The 22,444-nt window shown below is 71.2% G+C and carries 21 protein-coding genes and 1 riboswitch; of the genes, 14 read left to right on the top strand and 7 right to left on the bottom strand.

Going from position 1 to position 22,444, the window contains the following annotated elements:
- Positions 1–20: 20 nt before the first annotated feature.
- Positions 21–1,247 carry an MFS transporter gene (locus tag ACWC2B_RS32670; RefSeq protein ID WP_450723004.1) on the bottom strand — a complete coding sequence of 409 codons (1,227 nt, stop codon included), beginning with the start codon at positions 1,245–1,247 and terminating at the stop codon, positions 21–23.
- Between the two features lie 122 nt (positions 1,248–1,369).
- Here ACWC2B_RS32670 and ACWC2B_RS32665 point away from each other — a divergent pair, with 122 nt between their 5' ends.
- On the top strand, positions 1,370–2,509 hold the full coding sequence (locus ACWC2B_RS32665) for an ROK family transcriptional regulator (protein WP_450723002.1): 1,140 nt from the start codon (positions 1,370–1,372) through the stop codon (positions 2,507–2,509).
- A gap of 124 nt (positions 2,510–2,633) precedes the next feature.
- Here ACWC2B_RS32665 and ACWC2B_RS32660 read toward each other — a convergent pair whose 3' ends face one another.
- Complete coding sequence (locus ACWC2B_RS32660) at positions 2,634–4,985, bottom strand: chitinase C-terminal domain-containing protein (RefSeq protein WP_450723018.1); 2,352 nt, start codon at positions 4,983–4,985, stop codon at positions 2,634–2,636.
- Positions 4,986–5,271: 286 nt separating this feature from the next.
- Positions 5,272–5,402, top strand: a riboswitch (FMN riboswitch).
- Positions 5,403–5,567: 165 nt separating this feature from the next.
- On the opposite strand from ACWC2B_RS32660, the gene ribD reads away from it, so the two are divergent.
- From ribD to ACWC2B_RS32610, 10 genes are all read left to right on the top strand, one after another.
- Positions 5,568–6,656 (top strand): bifunctional diaminohydroxyphosphoribosylaminopyrimidine deaminase/5-amino-6-(5-phosphoribosylamino)uracil reductase RibD, encoded by a 1,089-nt coding sequence (ribD, locus tag ACWC2B_RS32655; protein WP_450723000.1) that lies wholly within the window; start codon positions 5,568–5,570, stop codon positions 6,654–6,656.
- 2 nt (positions 6,657–6,658) lie between these two features.
- Positions 6,659–7,267, top strand: coding sequence for a riboflavin synthase (locus ACWC2B_RS32650; RefSeq protein ID WP_450722998.1), 609 nt, complete (start codon positions 6,659–6,661; stop codon positions 7,265–7,267).
- 5 nt (positions 7,268–7,272) lie between these two features.
- Entirely contained in the window at positions 7,273–7,917 is a 645-nt protein-coding gene (gene pnuC / locus ACWC2B_RS32645) for a nicotinamide riboside transporter PnuC (protein WP_450723016.1), read from the top strand.
- Entirely contained in the window at positions 7,914–9,212 is a 1,299-nt protein-coding gene (locus ACWC2B_RS32640; RefSeq protein WP_450722996.1) for a bifunctional 3,4-dihydroxy-2-butanone-4-phosphate synthase/GTP cyclohydrolase II, read from the top strand. Before pnuC ends, ACWC2B_RS32640 begins: the two co-directional genes overlap by 4 nt.
- A gap of 44 nt (positions 9,213–9,256) precedes the next feature.
- Positions 9,257–9,742 (top strand): 6,7-dimethyl-8-ribityllumazine synthase, encoded by a 486-nt coding sequence (gene ribH / locus ACWC2B_RS32635; protein WP_450722994.1) that lies wholly within the window; start codon positions 9,257–9,259, stop codon positions 9,740–9,742.
- A 34-nt stretch (positions 9,743–9,776) separates the two neighbouring features.
- The gene (locus ACWC2B_RS32630; RefSeq protein WP_450722992.1) at positions 9,777–10,055 is read left to right on the top strand and encodes a phosphoribosyl-ATP diphosphatase; all 279 of its coding nucleotides are present in this window, start codon (positions 9,777–9,779) and stop codon (positions 10,053–10,055) included.
- Between the two features lie 47 nt (positions 10,056–10,102).
- The gene (hisG, locus tag ACWC2B_RS32625) at positions 10,103–10,951 is read left to right on the top strand and encodes an ATP phosphoribosyltransferase (RefSeq protein WP_450722990.1); all 849 of its coding nucleotides are present in this window, start codon (positions 10,103–10,105) and stop codon (positions 10,949–10,951) included.
- A gap of 68 nt (positions 10,952–11,019) precedes the next feature.
- Complete coding sequence (locus ACWC2B_RS32620) at positions 11,020–11,499, top strand: PH domain-containing protein (RefSeq protein ID WP_450722988.1); 480 nt, start codon at positions 11,020–11,022, stop codon at positions 11,497–11,499.
- 183 nt (positions 11,500–11,682) lie between these two features.
- The gene (locus ACWC2B_RS32615) at positions 11,683–13,020 is read left to right on the top strand and encodes a hemolysin family protein (RefSeq protein ID WP_450722986.1); all 1,338 of its coding nucleotides are present in this window, start codon (positions 11,683–11,685) and stop codon (positions 13,018–13,020) included.
- On the top strand, positions 13,017–14,111 hold the full coding sequence (locus ACWC2B_RS32610; protein ID WP_450722984.1) for a hemolysin family protein: 1,095 nt from the start codon (positions 13,017–13,019) through the stop codon (positions 14,109–14,111). Before ACWC2B_RS32615 ends, ACWC2B_RS32610 begins: the two co-directional genes overlap by 4 nt.
- Here ACWC2B_RS32610 and ACWC2B_RS32605 read toward each other — a convergent pair whose 3' ends face one another.
- Entirely contained in the window at positions 14,112–16,007 is a 1,896-nt protein-coding gene (locus ACWC2B_RS32605) for an AAA family ATPase (protein WP_450723014.1), read from the bottom strand.
- A gap of 334 nt (positions 16,008–16,341) precedes the next feature.
- Positions 16,342–16,992: a uridine kinase family protein gene (locus tag ACWC2B_RS32600; protein ID WP_450722982.1), complete on the bottom strand. Its 651-nt coding sequence runs from the start codon at positions 16,990–16,992 to the stop codon at positions 16,342–16,344.
- A gap of 272 nt (positions 16,993–17,264) precedes the next feature.
- On the opposite strand from ACWC2B_RS32600, the gene ACWC2B_RS32595 reads away from it, so the two are divergent.
- Together ACWC2B_RS32595 and ACWC2B_RS32590 are read left to right on the top strand one after the other, a co-directional pair.
- Positions 17,265–18,629, top strand: coding sequence for a peptidase C39 family protein (locus ACWC2B_RS32595; protein WP_450722980.1), 1,365 nt, complete (start codon positions 17,265–17,267; stop codon positions 18,627–18,629).
- 119 nt (positions 18,630–18,748) lie between these two features.
- Positions 18,749–18,913, top strand: a complete 165-nt coding sequence (locus ACWC2B_RS32590; protein WP_450722978.1) for an SCO1431 family membrane protein — start codon at positions 18,749–18,751, stop codon at positions 18,911–18,913.
- Positions 18,914–19,085: 172 nt separating this feature from the next.
- Here the strand turns inward: ACWC2B_RS32590 and ACWC2B_RS32585 are convergent, their stop codons facing one another.
- From ACWC2B_RS32585 to ACWC2B_RS32575, 3 genes are all read right to left on the bottom strand, one after another.
- Positions 19,086–19,961, bottom strand: coding sequence for a hypothetical protein (locus tag ACWC2B_RS32585; RefSeq protein WP_450722976.1), 876 nt, complete (start codon positions 19,959–19,961; stop codon positions 19,086–19,088).
- Positions 19,958–20,866, bottom strand: a complete 909-nt coding sequence (locus tag ACWC2B_RS32580) for a DUF6114 domain-containing protein (protein WP_450722974.1) — start codon at positions 20,864–20,866, stop codon at positions 19,958–19,960. Before ACWC2B_RS32580 ends, ACWC2B_RS32585 begins: the two co-directional genes overlap by 4 nt.
- Before the next feature lie 233 nt (positions 20,867–21,099).
- Complete coding sequence (locus ACWC2B_RS32575) at positions 21,100–21,714, bottom strand: DUF6230 family protein (protein WP_450722972.1); 615 nt, start codon at positions 21,712–21,714, stop codon at positions 21,100–21,102.
- Positions 21,715–21,817: 103 nt separating this feature from the next.
- Here ACWC2B_RS32575 and ACWC2B_RS32570 point away from each other — a divergent pair, with 103 nt between their 5' ends.
- Complete coding sequence (locus ACWC2B_RS32570) at positions 21,818–22,444, top strand: TetR/AcrR family transcriptional regulator (RefSeq protein ID WP_450722970.1); 627 nt, start codon at positions 21,818–21,820, stop codon at positions 22,442–22,444.

Raw genomic sequence — 22,444 nt, 5'->3', positions numbered from 1 at the left:
CCCCTCTATCTACCCCGGGCTTACGACCCTCTTCCCCTCCCCGCCGCTCTTCCGATCTCGTCCGCCGTCCGGGCCGGGGCCGGGGGGCGGGCGCCCGCCCGCAGGACCCGCGCGCCCGCCACCAGGCCGAGCGCGAGCACGGTCACCAGGCCGAACGACACCACCAGCGAGGTCAGATCCGCGATCCCGCCGATCGCGGAGGGGGCGACCAGGCCCGAGGTGTACGTGATGGTCGCGACGCCCGCGATGGCCTGGCTGGGGTTGGGGCCGCTGCGGCCCGCCGCCGCGAACGCGAGCGGGACCACGACCGCCACCCCCAGGCCCATCAGGCCGAACCCGGCCATCGCCACCGCCGGACCCGGCGCGATCACCACGAGCAGGCCGCCCAGCGTGGCCAGGACGCCTCCGGCGCGAACCGTACGTACGGCGCCGAAGCGGTCCACGCCCTTGTCGCCCGCGAGCCGGGCCGCCGCCATGGTCAGCGTGAACGCGGTGGTGCAGGCGGCGGCCGTGCCGGCCGAGGCGTCCAGTACGTCGCGCAGATAGACCGCCGACCAGTCGAGGCTCGCGCCCTCGGCGAACACCGCGCAGAACCCCACCATGCCGATGACCAGCGCCGATCTGGGCGGCAGCGCGAACCGTGGCGGGGGCGCCTCGTCGGGCGCGCTGCGCAGATCCAGCACGGACTGGCAGGCGGCCAGGCCGAGCAGGGTCAGCGCGGCGGCGGCCACCGTGTGGTGCAGCCGGGCATCGGCCCCGAGGTGCGCGGCGAGGGTGCCGGCCGCCGAGCCGATCAGCGCACCCACGCTCCACATGCCGTGCAGCGAGGACATGATCGAGCGGCCGAGCCGGTTCTCGGTCTCCACGCCGAGCGCGTTCATCGCCACGTCCGCCATGCCCGCACTCGCCCCGTACGCGAAGAGGACGGCGCACAGGGTGTAGACGTTCGGGGCGAGCGCGGGCAGTGCCAGGGCCAGCGTCCAGAGCGCGAGCAGCCCGCGCAGAGCGCCCCGCGCCCCGAACCGGTGGGTGATGGCGCCGGACAGCGGCATCAGCAGGGACGAGCCGATCGCCGGGAAGGCGAGGGCGAGGCCGAGCTGGCCCGCGGAGACCCCGGCGTGCTCCTGGATCCAGGGGACCCGGGTGGCGAAGTTGCCGGTCACCGCGCCGTGCACACAGAACACTGCGGCGATCGCGATCCGTGCCCGCCTCAACTGCCGTTGATCCAGAGCCAGTTCGGCTGCCATCGAGCGGGTTCCCCTCCCTCGGAGGCGGCTTCCCTGCCGCCGCGCCGTAAACTATCAGGAACCCTGCCTGATAAATAGAACGGGCGGCAACCCGCTTTCGGTGATCTGGAAGGATTCCCGGCATGCCCGCATCCCCGAGCACCGCCCGGGCCATCAACGACCGCCTCGCCCTGCGCCTCCTGCAGGACGAGGGCCCGTTGACGGCAGGCCGGCTCAAGACGCTCACCGGACTCTCCCGGCCCACCGTGGCCGACCTCGTCGAACGCCTCCAGGACTCCGGCCTGGTCCACGTCGTGGGGGAGTCGGGCGCAGAGCGGCGCGGCCCCAACGCGCGCCTGTACGCGATCGTCGCGGACCGGGCCCATCTCGCGGCTCTGGACGTCCGCACCCGCGGCGTGTCCCTCGTGGTCGCCGATCTGCTGGGCAGGACGCTGGCCGAGGCGACCCTGCCGATCGAGCCGGAGACCGGGACGGAGCCCGCCGTGGAACAGGTCGTGGCGCTCCTGGAACGCACCGCCAAGGAGGCGGGCGCCGAGCGGCTGCACAGCGTCGGGATCGGCGCTCCCGGCCTCATCGACCCGGCGAGCGGCGAATTGCGCGACACTGCCGGGCTGCCCGCCTGGCACCGCGAACTCGTCCGCGTCCTGGCGAGCCGCCTGCCCACCGCCGTGCTCGTCGAGAACGAGACTAACCTGGCCGCCGTGGCCGAGCAGCGGCTCGGCGCGGCCCGCGGCCAGGACACCTTCGTGCTGCTGTGGCTCGGGCACGGCATCGGCGCGGCCGTCGTCCTGGACGGGGAGCTGCGCAGGGGCGCCTCGGGCGGCGCGGGCGAGATCGGGTTCCTGCCGGTGCCGGGCACCGGCCGGCTGCCGTCCGCGACCGACTGCGAAGGCGGCTTCCACGAGCTGGTGCACGCGGGCGCGGTGTCCCGCCTCGCCGCCGCGCACGGCCGGCCCGGCAGCGCGGAAGAAGCCGTACGCGATGCCGACGGCCCCTTCCTCGACGCGCTGGCCGAGCGGCTCGCGATCGGAGCGGCGGGCGTGGTCGCGGTCCTCGACCCGGGCCTGATCGTCCTGGGCGGCGAACTGGGCCATGCGGGAGGGCAGTTGCTGGCCGCCCGGGTCCAGCGCGCCCTGGCCGCCCTGACCCCCCTCGCAACCGAGGTCAGACCGAGCGAGCTCGGCGACGGCGCGGTCCTGAGCGGCGCCCTGCTGACCGCGCGGGACGCGGCCCAGGACGACCTCTTCGCGCCGAAGGCGTAGGACGCTTCACAGGTGACGGCGCCTCAGAACGGTGCCTCATGTGTGACAGCACTTCAGGTGTGGGAGCCCGACGGCGGCCAAGGGCCGGGAGACCGCCGCCGGGCGTATACGGCGGGAAGCCGGATCAGCAGGCGCCGAGGTCCTGCCAGACTCCCCAGTCACCGGTAGTACCCGGTTCCTCGCCCTTCGTCCACCACTTGGACTTCCAGGTGCGCGACTTGTACGAGACGGTCGTGCCGCCGCCGTACTCGGAGCCCGCCGACCAGAGCGGCGCGGCGCAGGTCCCGCCCGGCGGGGTGGGCGACGGCGAAGGGCTGGTCGAGCCCGAGGGCGTCGGGGAGGGCGAGGCGCTGCCCGGGTCGCTCACGACCGCACCCCGGGTGTGGTCGCCGGCCAGTGCGTAGGTCTTGCCACCGAAGCTCACCGTCCAGTTCGAGGGGGTGGAGACCGGCAGGTAGTAGACGAAGTCGAGGGTGACCGAGGCGCCCGGAGCAAGCGACTGCCAGCTCGGCAGCTTCAGCGAGACGCGGTTGTAGTCGCCCTTGAGCCCGCCGATGTTGTTCGCAGCGGTGTGGTCGCCGCGCACGATCGTCGTGCCGAAGCCGGACTGGTCCTTGGCGTTGGCCGGTGCCGAAGTGCCGTAGTCGAATTGGAACTCCGTGCCACCGGGCAGCGTCGCCGTGGTGTTGTTGGTGAGGGTCACCTTGGGGCTGATGGGGTAGTTGGAGTCGCCGAGCGGGAACTGCCCGAAGTCCACCCCGATGTTCAGCGCCTGCGTCGGCAGGTCGATGGTGGAGCGCTTGTTGCCGTACGGGGTGGCCGACTTGAACTTGTCGTACATCGCGCTGGTCAGGGTCGAGCCCTGCTCGTACTGGCCCTTGGCCGCGTTCCACCGGTAGTCGCCGGCCAGCTCCCACACCATGGTCCCGCCGATGCCCTTGTCGACGACATAGTCGGCCTTGGCGTTGACGGACTGCTCGTCCTCGGTGGACAGGAAGACCTTCTTCTGGTCGTTCCAGAGCCAGGGCGCCACCAGCGTCGCGTCGTACTGGCGGGCGTAGGTGCCGGTCAGCTTGGTGTCGGCGGACAGGCCGTACTTGCTGACGTAGTCGCCGACGACGCCTTTCTCCAGGTTCTTGGCGTGCCACATCGGGTTGGAGCCGGCGGGCGCCTCCTTGCCGTTCGCGTCCAGGTCGTGCCAGAGGTTGTCGATGCCGACGGCGCCGTCACCGCAGGCGGTGAGGCCCGAACCGGCCGGGCAGGTGGTCGAGGGCGCTTTGCCCCACAGCCCGTTCGTGCCGCCCTGCACGTTCTGGAATCCGCGGGTGTAGTACGGCAGGCCCATATTGATACGCCCGGCCGGCATGGAACCGCGGAAGTAGTGATAGGCCCAGTCGGCGTTCAAATAGCCGATCCCGCCGTACTGGGACGTGGAATAGACGCCGGCGGCAGCGAGTTCCGCGTCCTTTCCGTCGTCGAAGAGCGAGGCGTTCGGGCCGACGTACTGATTCCAGGCGCCGTGCAAGTCGTAGGACATGATGTTGACGTAGTCCAGGTACTGCTGGACCTGGAAGGTCTCCATGCCGCGCAGCAGATAGCCGGACGACGGCGCGGCCACCGACAGCAGATAGTGCTTTCCGTCGGCCGCCCCCGCGCGGTCGAGCTTCTCGCGCAGCGACTTCATCAGAGCCGCGTAGCCCTTGACCAGGCCGGCCCGGCGGGCGTTGGAGACGGTCAGGTCGAGCGGGTTGCCCGCGTCCTTCATCGTCGTCGGGTACTCGTAGTCGATGTCGACGCCGTTGAAGCCGTACTTCTTGATGAAGGCGACCGCCGAGTCGGCGAACGTGTCGACACCCGTCTGATTGACGGAGCCGTCCGCGTTGGTGGCCATGGAATAGAAGCCGCCGGAGTCGACCCGCTTTCCGTCGTCCCCGAAATACCCGCCGGTCTCGGCCCAGCCGCCCACGGAAACAAGGGACTTCACATTGGGGTGCTGCTTCTTGAACTTGTTGAGCAGATTGAAATGGCCCTTGTAGGGGAGTGAGGGGTCCATTTCGGCGCCGGCGACGCCGGGCCAGGTCATTCCGGTCGCGGCGTTCTTCTCGCTGTCCGTTCCGACGGAGATCTTGTTGTCGGAACCGACGTGCGCGAAGGCGTAGTTGAGGTGGGTGACCTTGTCCCACGGGATGTCGGAGGCGAGGTAGGCGGGCGTCCCGTCCTGGCCGGTGCGCCAGCCGGTGAAGTAGCCGATGACGCGGCGCTGGTGGTCGGCGCCCATCTTCTCGCGGCCGTCGGTGTCATACACCGAGCAGTACGGGACGTCGACGCCCGGAGTCCTGTAGAGCCCGTCGGGGCGACAGGCCTCGTTGTCGACGGCGGCCTGCGAGACGCCGGTGGCCAGCGAGCCGAGCAGCAGCCCGGCGACCGCGGTGGCGGTCGTGAGCAGCGCGGCCCGTCTGCGGGTGGGGGAGAGCACGGGCAGTTCCTCCTGGGAGGTCGGGCGGAACACAACGAACATGGCGGTGGTCGTGCACGGCCCCGGCGTGCGCACACCGGCGGGCCTCTCCTCGGAGGTGACGCAGAGATTAAAAGGACTAGACCAGTGCGTCAATAGGTGTGGACCAAAGAGAGCCCCTGCCGCTCGCCCGCCGCCGGGTCCCCGCTGGAGTGCCGCTCGAATCCGGCCATCCTGTGAGCCAGGCCACAGTCACTCGCCCGCATGGCCTTCGATCAGGCGTGGCACACTGGCCCTGTACCAGCAGCAGCGCACTCCGGGGTCGGTGTAATTCCGAACCGGCGGTAATAGTCCGCGACCCGTCCGCATCCAGCGGCCGGTTGACCAGGTGAAATTCCTGGACCGACGGTGAAAGTCCGGATGGGAGGCAGTGCGCGGCGGGCGGACCGTTCCACGGTCGCGTCGGCCGTCTGTTACCGGTCGCCGTCCAAGGCACCGGTCTCTTTCGGCCGTGGCGTGAGCTGTGCGCGATGGTCTGTTTTCCCGCTCTCTGTCGTCATCGACAGGCCCCGGAGTCCGTGCCCGAAGAGGCAGGAGGACCCGGTGGCCACCGCAGCCGACGCAGACGCCATGCGCCGAGCCATTGAGCTCGCCGCGCGCGGACTCGGCTCCACCAGCCCCAACCCGGTCGTCGGGTGCGTCATCACCGACGCCTCCGGCGCGGTCGTCGGCGAGGGCTTCCACCAGCGGGCCGGCGGCCCGCACGCCGAGGTCCACGCCCTCGAAGCCGCAGGCGGGCGCGCCCGTGGCGGCACCGCGTACGTCAGCCTCGAACCCTGCAACCACACCGGCCGCACCGGCCCCTGCGCCCAGGCGCTCATCGCGGCCGGCATCACCCGCGTCTTCTACGCGGTCGGCGATCCAAACCCCCAGGCCACCGGCGGCGCCGACACCCTGCGCGCGGCCGGCGTCCAGGCCGAGCGGGGCCTCCTCGCGGACGAGGCCGAAGCGGTCAACGCGGCCTGGCTCACCTCCGTACGGCTGGGCCGCCCATACGTCACCTGGAAGTACGCGGCGACCCTCGACGGCCGGACCGCCGCCGAGGACGGCACCAGCCGCTGGATCACCTCCGCCGAAGCCCGCGCCGACGTCCACCGGCTGCGCGCCGAGTCCGACGCCGTGGTCGTAGGCTCCGGCACCGCCCGCACCGACGACCCACACCTCGCCGTCCGCGGCATCGACGGGGCAACTCAGCCCCTGCGCCTGGCAGTTGACACCAACGCCACCGCGGTCAAGCCGGGCGCCCGCATCCTCGACGGCGCCGCGCCCACCCTGATCGCGGTCGCCGAGGACGCCGACGCGGCCCACCTGCCCGAGTCGGCGGTCCTGCGCATCCCGCGCACCGCCACCGGTCTGGACATCCCGGCGCTGCTCGCCGCCCTGCACGCGCGCGGCGTCCGCTCCGTACTCCTCGAAGGCGGCCCCACGCTGGCCGGAGCCTTCGTCGCCGCGGGCACGGTCGACAAGGTCGTCGGCTACCTCGCACCCGCCCTGCTCGGCGCCGGACCCACCGCGCTCGCCGGAGCAGGAATCTCCACCATCACCGAGGCGTTGCGGCTCGACATCACCGAGACCGTGCGCATCGGCCCCGATCTGCGCATCACCGCCACCCCTCTCGCCAAGGAGCGCTGAACGTGTTCACCGGAATCGTCGAAGAGCTGGGCGAAGTCACCGCCATCGAGAACCTCGGTGACGCCTCCCGCTTCCGCCTGCGCGGCCCCGTCGTCACCGAGGGCGCCGGGCACGGCGACTCGATCGCCGTCAACGGCGTGTGTCTGACGGTCGTCGAGTTCGGCGACGGCGAGTTCACCGCCGACGTGATGGACGAGACGCTGAAGCGCTCCAGCCTCGGCGCCCTGGAGGTCGGCTCCCGGGTCAACCTGGAGCGGCCCATGGCCGTCGGCGGCCGGCTCGGCGGGCACATCGTGCAGGGCCACGTCGACGGCACCGGCACGGTCCTCGCCCGCACTCCCTCGGAGAACTGGGAGATCGTCAAGATCGCCCTTCCCGGTGACCTCTCCAAGTACGTCGTCGAGAAGGGCTCCATCACCGTGGACGGCGTCAGCCTCACGGTCGTCGAGGCCGCCTCCGACTACTTCACCATCAGCCTCATCCCGACCACCCTCGCGCTGACCACGCTCGGCATCAAGCAGCCCGGCGACCCGGTCAACCTGGAGGTCGACGTCATCGCCAAGTACGTCGAGCGGCTGCTCGGCGCGAGCCACGGGGGGAACGACAAGTGAGCGCAGTGAACTGGCTGAACGGCGAGGCCTTCACGGTCCTCGGACAGCACATCAAGTGGTCGGACATGATCGGAAACACGATCGGCCTGATCGCCCTCGCGCTCGGCTGGCGCCGGTCCATATGGACCTGGCCCGCCCAGTTCGTGTCGGGCCTCATCCTGTTCGTCGCCTTCGCCGCCGGGCACCTCTCCGGCAGCGCGGGCAAGCAGGTCGTGGTGATGGTCGTCGCCGCCGGCGGCTGGTTCGCCTGGAGCCGGGGCAGGCGGCAGGCGCAGGACGGCTCCATCGCCGTGCGCTTCGCGACCTGGCGCGAGCGGGCCTACCTCCTCGGCGGCGCCGCGGCCGGCACGGTCGCCGTCGCGAGCCTGTTCACCGCCTACCCCGCACTGTCGTGGGACCCGTGGCCCGACGCCTACGTCTTCGTCGGCACCGTCGTCGCGATGTTCGCCCAGGCCCGCGGCATGGTCGAGTTCTGGTTCGCCTGGCTGCTCGTCGACGTCGTCGGCGTCCCCCTCAACTTCGCCAACGGATACGCCTTCTCCGGCTTCGTCTACGTCATTTACGGCGCGCTCGTCCTGTGGGGCATGCGCGACTGGTGGCTGCGCTCGCGCACGAGCGTCAAGCCCGTCCTGGAAGGAGCGACGGCATGACCACGCACGCACCCACCTGGTACTCCACCGACAACCGCGAGGACCTCTCCCTCGACCCGGTCGAGCAGGCCATCCGTGACATCGCGGCCGGCCGGCCCGTCGTCGTCGTCGACGACGAGGACCGCGAGAACGAGGGCGACCTCGTCATCGCCGCCGAGAAGGCGACCCCCGAGATCGTCGCGTTCATGATGAGCGAGTGCCGCGGCCTGATCTGCGCACCCATGGAGGGCGAGGACCTCGACCGGCTCGAACTGCCGCAGATGGTCGACCACAACACCGAGTCGATGAAGACCGCGTTCACCGTGTCCGTGGACGCGAGTGCCGCCCACGGCGTGAGCACCGGCATCTCCGCCGCGGACCGCGCCACCACGCTGCGCCTGCTCGCCGACGGCCGCTCCGCCTCCGGCGACTTCGTACGCCCCGGCCACGTCTTCCCGCTGCGCGCCAAGCCCGGCGGCGTGCTCGTGCGCAACGGACACACCGAGGCCGCGGTCGACCTCGCCCGGCTCGCCGGGCTCGCCCCGGCCGGCGCCATCGTCGAGATCGCCGGCGAGGACGGCGTCATGCTGCGCCTGCCCGAACTCGTCCCGTTCGCCCGCAAGCACGGCCTGACGATCATCTCCATCGAGGACCTGATCGCCTACCGGCGCTCCGCCGAGCCGACCGTGCGCCGCGAGGCCGAGGTCCAACTGCCCACCGCCACCGGCGAGTTCACGGCGTACGGCTACCGCTCCACCGTCGACGGCGTCGAGCACGTGGCCCTGGTCCACGGCGACATCGGGGACGGCGAGGACGTCCTGGTCCGCGTCCACTCCGAGTGCCTGACCGGCGACATCTTCTCCTCGCTGCGCTGCGACTGCGGCCCCCAGCTCCAGGCCTCCATGGCACGCATCACCGAGGCCGGCCGCGGCGTCGTGGTCTACCTGCGTGGCCACGAGGGCCGCGGCATCGGCCTGCTCTCCAAGCTGCGCGCTTACGAACTCCAGGAGCGCGGCCGCGACACCCTCGACGCCAACCTGGAGCTCGGTCTGCCCGCCGACGCCCGCGACTACGCGGCCGGCGCCCAGATCCTCGCCGACCTCGGCGTACACAGCCTGCGGCTCATGACCAACAACCCCGACAAGATCACCGCGTTGGTGCGGCACGGCCTGACCGTGTCCGGGCGCGAGCCCATGCCGGTCCAGGCGGGCGAGCACAACCTGCGCTACCTGCGCACCAAGCGGGACCGCATGGGGCACGACCTGCCGTGGCTCGACGGCGCGCCGACACCGATGTCGGCCTGCGGCAACCAGTAACCCAGTAAGCCAGTGAGCACACCCGAAACACCTGAGGAGAGCACGTGAGTGGCAAGGGCGCACCCGAACTGTCCGTACGCAACTGCGGAGACCTCCGTGTCGCCGTGGTCGCGGCACAGTGGCACGAGAAGGTGATGGACGGACTCGTCGACGGCGCCCTGCGCGCCCTGCATGAACTCGGCATCGACGAGCCGACGCTCCTGCGCGTCCCCGGCAGCTTCGAACTGCCCGTCGTGGCGAAGGTCCTCGCGGGCCGCGGCTACGATGCCGTCGTCGCACTCGGCGTCGTCATCAGGGGCGGTACCCCGCACTTCGACTACGTGTGCCAGGGTGTCACCAACGGCCTCACCCAGGTCAGTGTCGACACCGGCGTACCCATCGGATTCGGCGTGCTGACCTGCGACACCGAGGAGCAGGCCCTGGACCGGGCCGGCCTCGAAGGGTCGAACGAGGACAAGGGTCATGAAGCGGTCACCGCCGCCGTGGCCACCGCGGCCACGCTGCGCACGGTCAGCGAACCCTGGCGCTGAGCGACGGGGTCCACCCCTTACCCTAAGAAGCATCATGGCGAACAAACCCCCCAAGAGCTTCGAAGAGCTCTTCACCGAGCTCCAGCTCAAGGCCCATGGCGACCCCTCCACCTCTCGCACCGCCGAGCTGGTGGGCAAGGGCGTCCATGCCATCGGCAAGAAGGTCGTCGAGGAAGCCGCCGAAGTCTGGATGGCCGCCGAGTACGAGGGCAAGGAAGCCGCCGCCGAGGAGATCTCCCAGCTGCTGTACCACGTCCAGGTGATGATGGTCGCGCGCGGGATCTCCCTCGACGACGTCTACGCCCACCTTTAAGCACGTCCGCACTCCCAACCCCTGAGCACAAGAAGGAAGCTGACCTCATGCTGCGCATCGCCGTCCCCAACAAGGGTTCACTGTCCGGACCTGCGTCGGCGATGCTCCATGAGGCCGGCTACCAGATGCGCAAGGAGTCGAAGGAGCTCGTCCTCGTCGACCCCGTCAACGAGGTCGAGTTCTTCTACCTGCGCCCCAAGGACATCGCGATCTACGTGTCCGCGGGCAAGCTCGACATCGGCATCACCGGCCAGGACCTCCTGGTCGACTCCGGCGCCAACGCCGAGGCGATCCTGCCCCTCGGCTTCGCCCGCTCCACCTTCCGCTACGCCACCAAGCCCGGCACGGCGAGCGGCATCGCCGACTTCGGCGGCATGACGATCGCCACCTCCTACGAGGGCATCGTCGCCAAGCACCTCGCGGACAACGGGGTCGACGCCTCCGTCGTCCACCTGGACGGCGCCGTCGAGACCGCCATCGAACTGGGTGTCGCCCAGGTCATCGCGGACGTCGTCGAGACCGGCACCTCGCTGCGCAACGCGGGCCTCGAAGTCATCGGCGAACCGATCATGAGGTCCGAGGCCGTCGTCATCCGCCGCACCGGCGCCGACGCCGACGACCCCAAGGTGCAGCAGTTCCTGCGCCGCCTCCAGGGCGTCCTGGTGGCCCGCAGCTACGTGATGATGGACTACGACTGCCGCGCCGAGCACCTGGAGCGCGCCGTGGCCCTCACCCCGGGCCTGGAGTCGCCGACGATCTCCCCGCTGCACAACGAGGGCTGGGTCGCCGTCCGCTCGATGGTCCCCGCCAAGGACTCCCAGCGGGTCATGGACGACCTGTACGAGCTCGGCGCCCGCGCGATCCTCACCACGGCCATCCACGCCTGCCGCCTCTGACCGGCCGGCCGAAGACAGCGCCGAAGACGACAGCGGCGAAAAGACCAGCGACGAAAGCGAACGACACCGTGTCCGCCCCCGCGCCCCAGCCCCCCGCCCTGCCGGTCACCTTCAGGCCGACCCGCACCCGGGCCGTCCTGCTGATCAGCGCGGCCGCCATGTTCGTCGCCATGACGGTGATGTCGCTGCTCCTGGAGACCCTGAGCGGGGGCGAGCGGGGCAGCTTCATCCTGATGGCCGCCCTGTTCGCCGGGGTGCTCGTGCTGCTCAGCCGGCCCAAGGTCGTCGCCGACGACACAGGCGTCACGGTGGTCAACCTCACCACAAGGCGCCGCCTCGCCTGGGCGGAGATCCTCCGGGTGAACCTGCGCCCCGGCGACCCCTGGGTCTTCCTCGACCTCAGCGACGGCACCAGCCTGCCCGCGCTGGGCATCCAGCCCGGAATCGGCAAGGCGCGAGCCATCCGCGACGCCAAGGCGCTGCGCGCACTCGCCGAAACCCACGGCACGGGCGCCGATTCACCCGGCACGGCTAGCGACAACGGCTGAGCCCCCTGCCCCACCTGGCAGCATCTTGATTACCCTGATGTCGGTGGCGCCGAGCGCGCCCCGCCCCGCACACGGGCCTGCGTCATCGGCCGCGGGGCACCTGCGACCCGAGGAGTGACTCCCTCCAGCAATGGACGGATCGTCCGGTAGTACCTGCGCCGCCCCCTCCCAGGAGGCGGCGGCATGACCATCACGCTTGTGCTGCTCTTCGCGGCCTTCCTTCTGATCCTCGCCAACGGCTTCTTCGTGGCGGCCGAGTTCGGCCTGGTCACCGTCGACCGGCCGGACGCCGAGCGCGCCGCCGCCGACGGCGACCGCAGGGCAGGCGCCGTGGTGCGCGCCCTGAGCGAGCTGTCCTTCCAGCTCTCCGGCACCCAGCTCGGCATCACCATCACCTCGCTCGTCGTCGGCATGCTCGCCGAGCCCGCGCTCGCCGACCTGCTCGACGGGCCGATCGGCGCCACGGGCCTGCCGGCCGGCGCCGTCTCCGGCATCAGCGTCGTCCTCGGCATGCTGCTCGCCGCCGCCGTGCAAATGGTGATCGGCGAGCTCGTACCGAAGAACTGGGCGGTCTCCAAGCCGCTCCAGGTGGCCCGCTTCGTGGCCGGACCGCAGGACCGCTTCTCGCGGCTCTTCCGGCCGGTCATCGCCCTGCTCAACACCGTCGCCAACCGCCTGGTGCGGGCGCTCGGCGTGGAGCCCGCCGACGAGCTGGCCTCCGCCCGCACGCCCGGCGAACTGGTCTCCCTGGTGAAGCACTCGGCGCGGGCCGGAGCCCTGGAACAGGACACCGCCGACCTCTTCGTACGGACCCTCTCGCTCGGCCACCTCACGGCCGAGAACGTGATGACCCCGCGCGTCAAGGTCAGCGCCCTGCAGACCACCGCGACCGCCGCCGACGTCCTCAACCTGACCCGCGCCACGGGCCTGTCCCGCTTCCCGGTGTACCGGGAGCGGATCGACGAGGTCGTCGGCATGGTCCACCTCAAGGACGCGCTCGCGGTCCGGCCGCCCGAGCGGCTGCGTACCGCGGTCGGCCTGATCGCCGTGCCGCCGCTGCTGGTCCCCGAGACGCTGCCCGTGCAGCAGCTCCTGGGGCGGCTGCGCAGCGAACAGCCGATAGCCGTCGTCGTCGACGAGTACGGCGGCACGGCCGGCGTGGTCACCCTCGAAGACATCATCGAGGAGCTCGTCGGCGAGGTCCGCGACGAGCACGACGGAGCCGACGCCGCCCGGCCCGAACTCGCCGTGGTGGCGGGCGAGGACGGCCGGCCCGCCTGGGAGGCCGACGGCAGCTGCCGCGTCCTCTCGCTCGGCCGGATAGGCCTCGAAGCACCCGAGGGCCCGTACGAGACCGTCGCCGGCCTGGTCGCCGACCTGCTCGGCCGGATCCCGGTCCCCGGCGACCGGGTCGAGCTGCCCGGCTGGCGGATCCAGGTCCGCCAAGTCGAGCGGTATCGCGCCGAGCGGGTCCGCTTCGTGCGGTCGGCCGACGCGCCGGCCCTGGAGGCGGCCCGATGAGCCTGCTCCAGCTTGTCTTCGCGCTGCTGCTCGTGCTCGCCAACGGCTTCTTCGTCGGCGCCGAGTTCGCGCTCGTCTCCGTGCGCCGCAGCCAGATCGAACCGCTGGCCGCCGCCTCCGCGCGGGCCCGCCGGGTGCTGCACGGCCTGGAGAACCTGCCGCAGATGATGGCCGCCGCCCAATTCGGCATCACCGTCTGCTCGTTGACGCTCGGCGCGGTCGCCGAGCCGACCGTGGCCCGGCTCCTGGAGCCCGTCTTCCACGCGGCCCGGATCCCCGAGGGCCTCGTCCACCCGCTCGGCTATGTCATCGCGCTCGCCCTGGTGGTCTCGCTCCACCTCGTCATCGGCGAGATGGTCCCGAAGAACCTCGCGATGGCGGCGCCCGAGAAGACCGCGCTCTGGTTCAGCCCGGGCCTGGTCGCCTTCGCCCGGGTCTGCAAGCCGGTGACCATCGCGCTCGGCGCCTGCGCGCGGCTCATCCTGAAACTGTTCCGGGTCGAGCCGAAGGACGAGGTGGAGGCCGTCTTCACCAGCGTCCAGCTCGGCCGCCTCGTCGAGGACTCCGGCCAGGCCGGGCTCCTGGAACCCGAGGCCCAGGAACGCCTGGAGGACGCCCTGGAGCTGGGCAGCCGCCCGGTGACGGACGTCCTGCTCGACCGGGCGTCCCTGGTCACGGTCGGCTGCTCGGTGACACCGAGGGAGCTGGAGGAGCTGACGGTACGCACCGGATACTCCCGCTTCCCGGTCTGCGCGGAGGGCGGCGCCTTCATGGGCTTCCTGCACGTCAAGGACGTACTCGACGTGGAGGACCGGGAACGTGCGGTGCCGCAGCAGCTGTGGCGGCCGCTCGCCACCCTGCGGGCCGAACTGCCCCTGGACGACGCCCTCACCGTGATGCGCCGCGCGGCGACGCACCTCGCCCAGGTCGTCGACGGATCCGGCCGGGTGCTCGGCCTGGTCGCCATGGAGGACGTCCTCGAAAAGCTGGTCGGCGAGGTCCGCGACCCCGCCCACCGCGAGGAGCCCACCCCGCTGGCCCGGCTTGCCGAGCCTCGCGGCGAACAGGCCCAGCAGGCGCTGGCGGGTTGATCAGAGGGGATCCTGCGGGTCGCGGCGCGTGGGGCCGCGACCCGACAGGACCTCCCCGTACGCCTGCATCAGATCGGGCAGGCGCAAGGTGGACAGGTCGTCCCGGGTCGGGGTCGTCGGGTACATCGACAGCCTCAGGTCCCGGTAGGCGCAGCTCTTCTCGTACAGGGTGCGCAGGAAGCGGCCGTTGCCCAGCTCGTCGATCCAGCCCTGGTCGACGACGTGCCCGCTGATCGAGCGCAGCTCCTCCAGGGCCTCCTCGTCCCAGGCGTCCCCGTTCTCACCGGCCAGCACCTCGCCGATCGAGGTGAGTTCGAGGGGCCGGTAGGAGGGGAAGTCGACGCGGGTGGTGAAGCGGGAGGACAGGCCCGGGTTGGTGGCGAGCAGCCGGTCCATGCCCTCGGGATAGCCGGCGAGGATCACCACCAGGTGGTCCCGGTTGTCCTCGGCGCGTTTGAGCAGCACCTGGAGCGCCTCGTCGCCGTACGCGTCGCCCTTGCTGTAGCCGGAGTTGGAGAGCGAGTACGCCTCGTCGACGAAGAGTACTCCGCCAAGCGCCGAGTCGATCAGTTCATTGGCTTTGACAGCGGTCTGGCCGAGGAACTCGCCCACCAGGTCCGCCCGTTGGGCCTCCACGAGGTGGTCGCCGCCGAGCAGTCCGAGCGCGTAGAAGACCCGGCCCAGGATGCGCGCCACGGTGGTCTTGCCGGTGCCGCTGGGGCCGGAGAAGACAAAGTGACGTTTCGGCGGCTGCACCGGCAGGCCCTGACTGGCCCTGAGCCGGGCCATGTTGAGCTGCGCGGACAGCGCCTTGACCTGACGCTTGACCGGTTCGAGCCCCACCATCCGCTCCAGCTCGGCCAGCGCCTCGGCGAGCAGCACGGGATCGGTGGGCCCGGCCGGGAACTGCGGTGGGCCGGACTGCGCAGGAACGCCCGGCTTGTGCCGTACGCCGTCGCGCGCGGCCTCGGGCGGACCGGGCAGGGGCGCCTGCGGCTCGCTGCCGAGCCGGAGCTCGCGGCCCTCGGGCTGATCCGCGCCGAGGGCGGACTCGGCCTCCGCCTCCGCGGTGTCGCCGAAGCCGGACAGGGCGACCGCGGCGAGGTCGGAGGAGTCCTCCGAGCCGTCGAACCCGTCGTTCTCGGTGATCGCGGTGAGCCGTGCCGCGGTGTCCATGAACGCCGGGTCGACGCGGTGCACGGCCCGGTACAGGGGGAGCGCCGCGGCCGAGCGGCCGGTGCCCTCGTGGGCGCGGGCCAGCCAGTAGCGCAGCTCCTTGCGCTGGGGCTGTTCGCTGCGGCAGCGCATCAGCGCGGCCGAGAGCAGAGGCTCGGCTTGGCCGAACATCTCCAGACGGACCCGGGCCATCCCGCCGAACAGACCGGCCTCGATGCCGAGCAACGGGTCGTCGACCAACGGCTCGGTGTGGCGCACCAGTTGATCCCAGTCCTTGACCAGGTAGGCGCGGCACGCGTGCAGGAAGCGGACCTGGGGATCGGTGTCCACGGGCGGCAGCCCGGCCAACGCCCGGTCCAGCTCCGGGACATGACGTCCGTCCAGCCAGTGCGAGGCGTGGGCGAGCAGCAGATCGCGCGGGCTCTCCAGGACCGGCTGAACCCACCAGCCGAGCCAGTACCAGGAGTTGAGGGTCCGTCGGTGGCCCGTCCGCTGCTCGCCGAAGCGTTCGCGGTGCCGGTACATGCGAAGCAGCGCGGTCGTCGTGTCCACGCGCAGCGCGTGCAGTCCGAGCCAGCCGTCCGCCATCGAGGGATCGAGCCGCACCGCCGTGCGGAACTCCTCCTCGGCCTGCGGATACGCGCCCATGGTGTACGCGTCCACACCGCGCAGCCAGGCGAGATCGGCCGGGGCGTGTGCGCCCGTAGTGCCGAAGTCCATCACGTCCCCCACCACCGTGCCCCGTGCTGAACCGCCCATTCACACAACGGAATTGACGGGAGTTGACCGCACCGATGTGCATCGTACCTGCGGGAAGGCCCGCTGCCGAAGGGGGCGCGGGGGGAGCATCGGTGGTGACGCAGGGTGAGTGAAATGCCCTGCGTGACGGCCCGGTTGAGGGCGAAGGGGCAGAACGAAGCCCCCGATCACGGGGGAACAACCGGGGGCTTCGCGTCCGCGGCGGCTTCGGAAAGCCGCACATTGAGAACGTAAGACCTGTATGGCCCCCGGGTCAAGCGGAGTTGAGGCACTCGGTGGGCTGTTTTGCGACTGTTCAGTCCGGTGGGGCGAGGTCGTCACGGTGGGTGAGGAAACGATCCGTGCGGGGTGCCGAATCGGGCCCCGGGCGGCACTCGTACCCCTCCTGCATCTGGCGTACCAGGGTGTCGGCAAAGGGTCTCGACGGGTCCTCGGCGAAATGGCGTATCTCCGCCGCCGTCCACTCGTCCCAGAAAGCGGAGAGTCCGATTCCGTCGCGGCGCCGGCCCCGCCCCCAGGAGGTCTCGGCGTCCAGCTCCATCCATACGAGCAGGGCGAGCGAGGGCCGCAGCGCCCGGCGGCCGGCCCCGACGCCCTCGATCAGCACCACGGGCGCGGGCTCCAGGTCGAGCGCGTCCCCGAAGCGCCGCAGATGCCAGTCGTACGGGTCGTAGCGCGCGGGCTCGCCGCGCGCGAAGGGGTCGAGCACCTGGCGGCGGAACCGGCCGGTCCAGCCGAAGAACTCCTCGTGCGTGGCCAGATCGTCCAGGTGCAGCACCGGAGCCCCGCCCAGCGCCTGAGCGAGACGGGCCGCGAACGTGGACTTGCCGGAGCCCGCGTGCCCGTCCACCCCGACCAGTCGCACCGGCCCACACGAAGGCGGCAACTCCCTTACCAGGGTGGCCAGTTCGGCCACGGCGGTGCCGGGGTGCGGCGTGCTGTTCATGCGTCCTGCCTGGTGGTGCGGGGGCCGGCGGCTGATGTTCCCGGGGACGGCGGTTTCGACCGTACCCGGTGCCCGGGCGCGCCGCGCGGTGCCGGGGCCGTCCCGGCCGGTTCTCCACGGCCCGGCTCCCTCCCAGGTCACGCCAGTGGCCGAGGCCAATATTGGGAGCGGGACGCGTGCCGAATCACTGGCCCAAGGGCCCCGGACCCGAGATAGTTGGCCCGCTGTCGTGAACTCGCCGCCCCATCCGTGACCGACTGGGGGTCCTCACCATGACCAGCTCAACCCCGCGCAGAACCGTCCTCGCCGCGGCCGTCGCCGTCGTGGCCGGTGCCGCCGTGACCGCCTCCTCGGGACCCGCGGCCGCGTCCGGCGGCCCGGCCCGGCCGAATCAGGGACGGCAGCTCGTGGACAACCAGGCCTGGACCTCGCACGCCGACTGGTGCTCGGGCACCGGGCACGGCGTGCGCACAGAAGGAGGCCGGCGCCCCGGCATCGTCATCGACCGGCCCGCCGGAACCACCTCCTACACCGACCCGCACACCAACAAGACCGCCACCTGGGAGTACGCGAGCTGGACCTCCCCGGTCCACCGCTCGACCGTCCCCGCCACCGAGGCCGTCGCCCACTGGAACGCGCACACGCCGGCCGGCACCTGGCTCCAGGTCGAGCTGCTGGGCACCTATACGGACGGCACCGCCACACCCGCGTACGTCATGGGCCGCTGGACGGCGGGCGACGGCGACACCGACATCCGGCGCACATCCCTCGACGGCCAGAAGGACGGCAAGAGCTCGATCTCGACGGACACCTTCGCGATCGACACCCCCGCCACCGGCCTGCGCCTCGTCTCCTACCAGCTGCGGGTCACCCTCTACCGCCTCCCCGGCAGCGGGCTCACGCCGACCGTGTGGCGGCTCGGCGCGATGGCCTCCGACATCCCCGACCGGTTCACGGTGGACGCTTCGACCCCCGCCTTCGCGGGCGAGCTGGCGGTGCCGAGCTACTCGCAGGAGATCCACAAGGGCCAGTACCCCCAGTACGACAACGGCGGCGAGGCCTGGTGCAGCCCCACCTCCTCGCAGATGATCATCGAGTACTGGGGGCGGAAGCCGAGCCCGGCCGACCTCGCCTGGGTCGACCCGTCCTACGCCGACCCGCAGGTTTGCCACGCCGCCCGGCAGACCTACGACTACCAGTACGCGGGCTGCGGCAACTGGCCCTTCAACGCCGCGTACGCCGCCACGTACCGGGACATGAGTTCCGTCGTGACCCGGCTGCGGTCGCTGAACGACGTGGAGACGCTGGTCCGCGCGGGCATCCCGGCCATAACGTCCCAGTCCTTCCTGGCCACCGAGCTGACCGGCGCGGGCTACGGCACCTCGGGGCATCTGATGACGGTGACCGGGTTCACCGCCGACGGCGACGTGATCGCCCACGACCCGGCGGCTCCCGACGACGCCGGCGTGCGCCGCGTCTACAAGCGGCGGGAATTCGAGAACATCTGGCTGCGGACCAAGCGGTACAACGCGAGCGGGAAAGTGGTCTCCGGCACAGGAGGCGTCTGCTACCTCTACTGGCCCGCCTACCCCACGGCCGGTCAGCGCAAGGCACTCGCGGCCGTCGGCATCCGCTGAGCGGACCGCCGGCGCCCCGGGGCAGTGACGAACGTCTCTACCCCGGGAGCCCCGTCCGATGGCACCGTGGAACGGTCACCGGGGGGACCGTGCACCGCCACACGACCGAGTGAGTTGCCATGACCCTGCCTGCCACGACCGCCGACGACCCCCGCGCCCTGGCCGAGCTCCGCGCCCGCACCGGCGGCCCCAAGGACACCGGCCCCCAGATCCTGGAGCACGTCCTGGGCTGGACCCTCGTGGTGGTCATCGCGATGCTGGTGACGCAGACCGGTCTGATGTAGTCGCACCCTCGGGGCGTGGCCCCGCTCCCGCAGCCCTGCCTTCGGGTGCAGGTCTGCCTGGCCGCTCGCGCAGTTCCCCGCGCCCCTGAAAGCTACGCATGCTGGGCGGCATCGCACTGCTAGGGGCGCGGGGAACTGCGCGACCAGCCCACCACGGCTCGCGGTCGAACCATTAGTACGTGAGCTCCAGGTCAGCCCTCCAGTGCCGATGGGGGATGCCGACCAGGCCATAAAGCGCCCGCACCGGCGACCTCCGGGCCAGCAGAACCAGCCCCGCCAGCACGGCGAAGAGTGCGAGACCCAGAGCCCACCCCGCAAGGCGAACCAGCCCGCTCGCGGCAATCGCGCCGAGGAACGGCAGCCCGTAAACCCCCGCCGCCGCAATGGCCACCGCCAGGACGCGCGGCACCTTCCGGTCCTCGTCCGCCCCCGGCAGCTCCCACCCCTCCATCAGCCAGCCGATCTCCGTGATCAGCATGGTGCCGATGACGGCGGCCCCTAGGACGAGCAGCGCGAGGAACGTCCCCGACGTCAGGAAGCGCAGCACGTTGTTGACCACGCTGTCCTTCGGCCAGTCCCGCAGCGCCCCCCGGCCCGTGGTGAGCAGCCGCCGGTAGCCGGTCCCGTCCCACCCGTGGACCAGCACCGCGAACAGCAGGAAGTGCGCGCCCACGCTCTGCAGATACGCCCAGTAGCCCGCCCCCACCAGCACGAGCGCCTGCGCCACGAGGAACCCGAGCAGTGCTGCGACGACGGTGCCGCCCGCGTAGAACAGCACGAACCCGGCCCAGATCTCCCGGTGTTCGCCGGCCACCTGCATGGTCGCCCACGACGGGTTCTGCCACATCATGAAAAGACCGGTGGGCACCAGGAGTACGGCCGCGAACAGCACGGTCAGCATGAGGTACGGGTTGGCGGCGCGACTGCGGGTGCGTACCCCTTCCTCGTGCACCGAGCGCTGCCACCACTGGAGTTGGCGGGCGGCCGAGACCGCGAAGGCCGCCCCGGTTCCGTACGCCCAGAAGAGCGCGGCCTGGATCTGGATCACGATGCCCCCAGCGTCAGTCCGTTCGCGACGATCGAGTCCGAGGTGACGAGGGCCTGTTCGGCCGTCACATTGGTCATGAAGACGAACGGCGGGACGATCGGCGGCACCGGCAGGGTGTCGGGGTCGAAGGTGATGCAGAGCAGCCCTTCGAGGCAGCCGCTGAACTTGGTGAGGTAGAGCGTCACGTGTCCGCTGAGGTCCAACGAGCTTGCGCCCAGGGCGAGTTCGTCGTGGCCGTCGCGCGTGCTCAGGCGGTAGTCGGTGAGCGAGGCCGAGTTCATCTTCAGGACCATGACCTTTACGGGGCCGTGCACGGTGGGCACGGTCGTCACGCCGGCGAGCAGGAAGCCGTTGGGGGAGAAGCGGGTCGTGGTGACGGTCGGCGGCACTGCCGGGGCGGTCACCGGACCGGGCTGCGGCGCCTGCTCGACATGTCGACCGCCGAGCGTGGCCAGGAGGGCGAGGGGCAGAGCGGCGGCGAGCGTGCGCTGGGTGCGGACGTTCGGCACCCGCCGCGTCGCCTCCTCCTTCGGCGTCCAGCCGAACCCCATGGCGCTGCCCGTGATGCCGAGCGCCATCCCGACCAGGAACCCGCCGAGGTTGGTGGCCGCGAAGGAGAGCACCGACAGGATCAGGGCGTTGATCGACACGTAGTGCCGGGTGTGCGGCAGGAACCAGAGGAAGAGCCCGGCCGCGACGAGGGCGAGTCCGATGCCGATCGCGGCGATCCCGCCGAGCCCGAGGCTGACCAGGATGGTCAGCGGCGACAGCGGCACCACGAGCAGTTCAAGCCCGCCGAGGACGAGGAAGAGCCCCGCCCAGAACGGCCGCGTCCGCCGCCAGCCCCGTAACACCCGCCGGGCTTCGGGCAGCGGCAGCCGCTCGTCGAGCGCCGCAAAGCGCACCCCGCTCTCGCCCGGCTCGCCCCAGGAAGCACGCCTCGGATCGCCCGTGCGGGGCCCCGTCCCCTCACTGGTGCGGGGCCCCGCACCCTGGCCGGTCCGCGCGCCGGCACCGAACCCGGCGTGCGGACCGACGTCGTCGCCCGGCCGAGGAGCTCGCGGAACACCCTGCACCCGGACCGGCGGCCGGGGCGGCGCGGCATCGTCGCGGGGGAACCTGAGCAGCCCGAGTCGTCTCAGAAGCACTTCTTGCCGCCGATGCTCACATCGACCTTCATCCCTTTCAGCCGGAAGTTGCCGCCGGTCGCCGACCAGGCATGCGACCTCACGCCGTTCACCTCGATGTCCCCGGCCTGAAGCCCGAACTTGCCCGGCTCGCCCTGAACTCCCTTGACCGCGTCGAGAGTTGAGGCGTCCCGGCCGATCTGGGCCGTGCCGAACCGGGCGTCGCCGACCAGGTCCTCGCCGTCGATGACCAGATTGCTGGCCGTCACCTCGCCCGCGTCGCCGCCCGCCGTCAGCTTGAACACGACGCTGCCGACGGGCGTGCTGACCTCGGCCGACTGGCAGATGTCGCTGAGCCTCGCGTCGCCGATGCCGAGCAGCGCCACCGGGTGGCCCTTCCCGTCGACGGACTTGTCGGTCTGTACGTACGAGGAGAGCCCCGAACTGGTCAGCTTCCCCGACGCCACCTGGAAACTGGTCCCGGAGACCGCGAACGACGCGGCCAGCGCGCCCTCGGCCATCACATTGGCCATGATCCCGACCGCGACGACCGCCGGCAGGGCGACGACCGCGGTCTTCTTCCAGGCGGTTCTGCCTTCGGCCAACGGCCGCTTGGCTGCGCTCACTTGATCCTCCCGTACGACACGTGGTCCAGCGGTGCAGGGGGAGTGCGAATGCAGGTCTGCCATACTGCGGGCATCCTGTGGCAGTTGGAGACTAGGGCCGAATTTGAATAATAGTCAACAGGGCGGCACGACCGAGAGATCCCAGGTCCGTCGCTCCGAACTCATCGCAACTGGCCGGAAGTTGTTCGCCGACACCTCGTACGACGCGCTGTCGATGGACGACATCGCCAAGCACGCCGGGGTCGCCAAGGGCCTCATCTACTACTACTTCAAGTCCAAACGGGGCTACTACCTGGCCATCGTCGAGGACTCCGTCGCGGACCTGGTGTCCCGCGCCGGCAGCGACACCGACCTGCCTCGCGCCGAACGCGTCCACCGCACCATCGAGGGCTACCTCCTGTACGCCCAGCACCACCAGGCGGCGTACCGGACGATCGTCACCGGCGGGGTCGGCTTCGACACCCAGGTGCAGGCCATCCGGGACGCGGTGCGCGAAGAGCTGATAGCCACCATCGCCGAGGGCGCCTACGGCACCCGGGACATACCGGTGACCGCCCGGCTCGCGCTGCTCGGCTGGCTGGGCAGCGTGGAGAGCGTCACCCTGGACTGGCTCGCCACCATGGAGCCGCCGCGCGACACCGTGCGCGAACTCCTGGTGCGGATGCTGCGGCGCACCCTGGACACGATCGAGGAGTTCGAGCCGTCCTGCCCCTCCCCGGAACCGTCGTAG

It is taken from the genome of Streptomyces sp. NPDC001415 (genome assembly GCF_053597395.1).
Note: the sequence above shows the minus strand (reverse complement) of the source record. Positions and strands in the feature narration are given on the sequence as shown.

What these genes read in the sequence shown, in the direction of transcription:
- ACWC2B_RS32600 (WP_450722982.1), bottom strand. Translation starts at nt 16,992, where the DNA reads ATGAACAGCACGCCGCACCCCGGCACCGCCGTGGCCGAACTGGCCACC.
- ACWC2B_RS32630 (WP_450722992.1), top strand. Translation starts at nt 9,777, where the DNA reads ATGGCGAACAAACCCCCCAAGAGCTTCGAAGAGCTCTTCACCGAGCTC.
- ACWC2B_RS32595 (WP_450722980.1), top strand. Translation starts at nt 17,265, where the DNA reads ATGACCAGCTCAACCCCGCGCAGAACCGTCCTCGCCGCGGCCGTCGCC.
- ACWC2B_RS32640 (WP_450722996.1), top strand. Translation starts at nt 7,914, where the DNA reads ATGACCACGCACGCACCCACCTGGTACTCCACCGACAACCGCGAGGAC.
- ACWC2B_RS32670 (WP_450723004.1), bottom strand. Translation starts at nt 1,247, where the DNA reads ATGGCAGCCGAACTGGCTCTGGATCAACGGCAGTTGAGGCGGGCACGG.
- ACWC2B_RS32615 (WP_450722986.1), top strand. Translation starts at nt 11,683, where the DNA reads ATGACCATCACGCTTGTGCTGCTCTTCGCGGCCTTCCTTCTGATCCTC.
- ACWC2B_RS32590 (WP_450722978.1), top strand. Translation starts at nt 18,749, where the DNA reads ATGACCCTGCCTGCCACGACCGCCGACGACCCCCGCGCCCTGGCCGAG.
- ACWC2B_RS32610 (WP_450722984.1), top strand. Translation starts at nt 13,017, where the DNA reads ATGAGCCTGCTCCAGCTTGTCTTCGCGCTGCTGCTCGTGCTCGCCAAC.
- ACWC2B_RS32665 (WP_450723002.1), top strand. Translation starts at nt 1,370, where the DNA reads ATGCCCGCATCCCCGAGCACCGCCCGGGCCATCAACGACCGCCTCGCC.
- ACWC2B_RS32605 (WP_450723014.1), bottom strand. Translation starts at nt 16,007, where the DNA reads ATGGACTTCGGCACTACGGGCGCACACGCCCCGGCCGATCTCGCCTGG.
- hisG (WP_450722990.1), top strand. Translation starts at nt 10,103, where the DNA reads ATGCTGCGCATCGCCGTCCCCAACAAGGGTTCACTGTCCGGACCTGCG.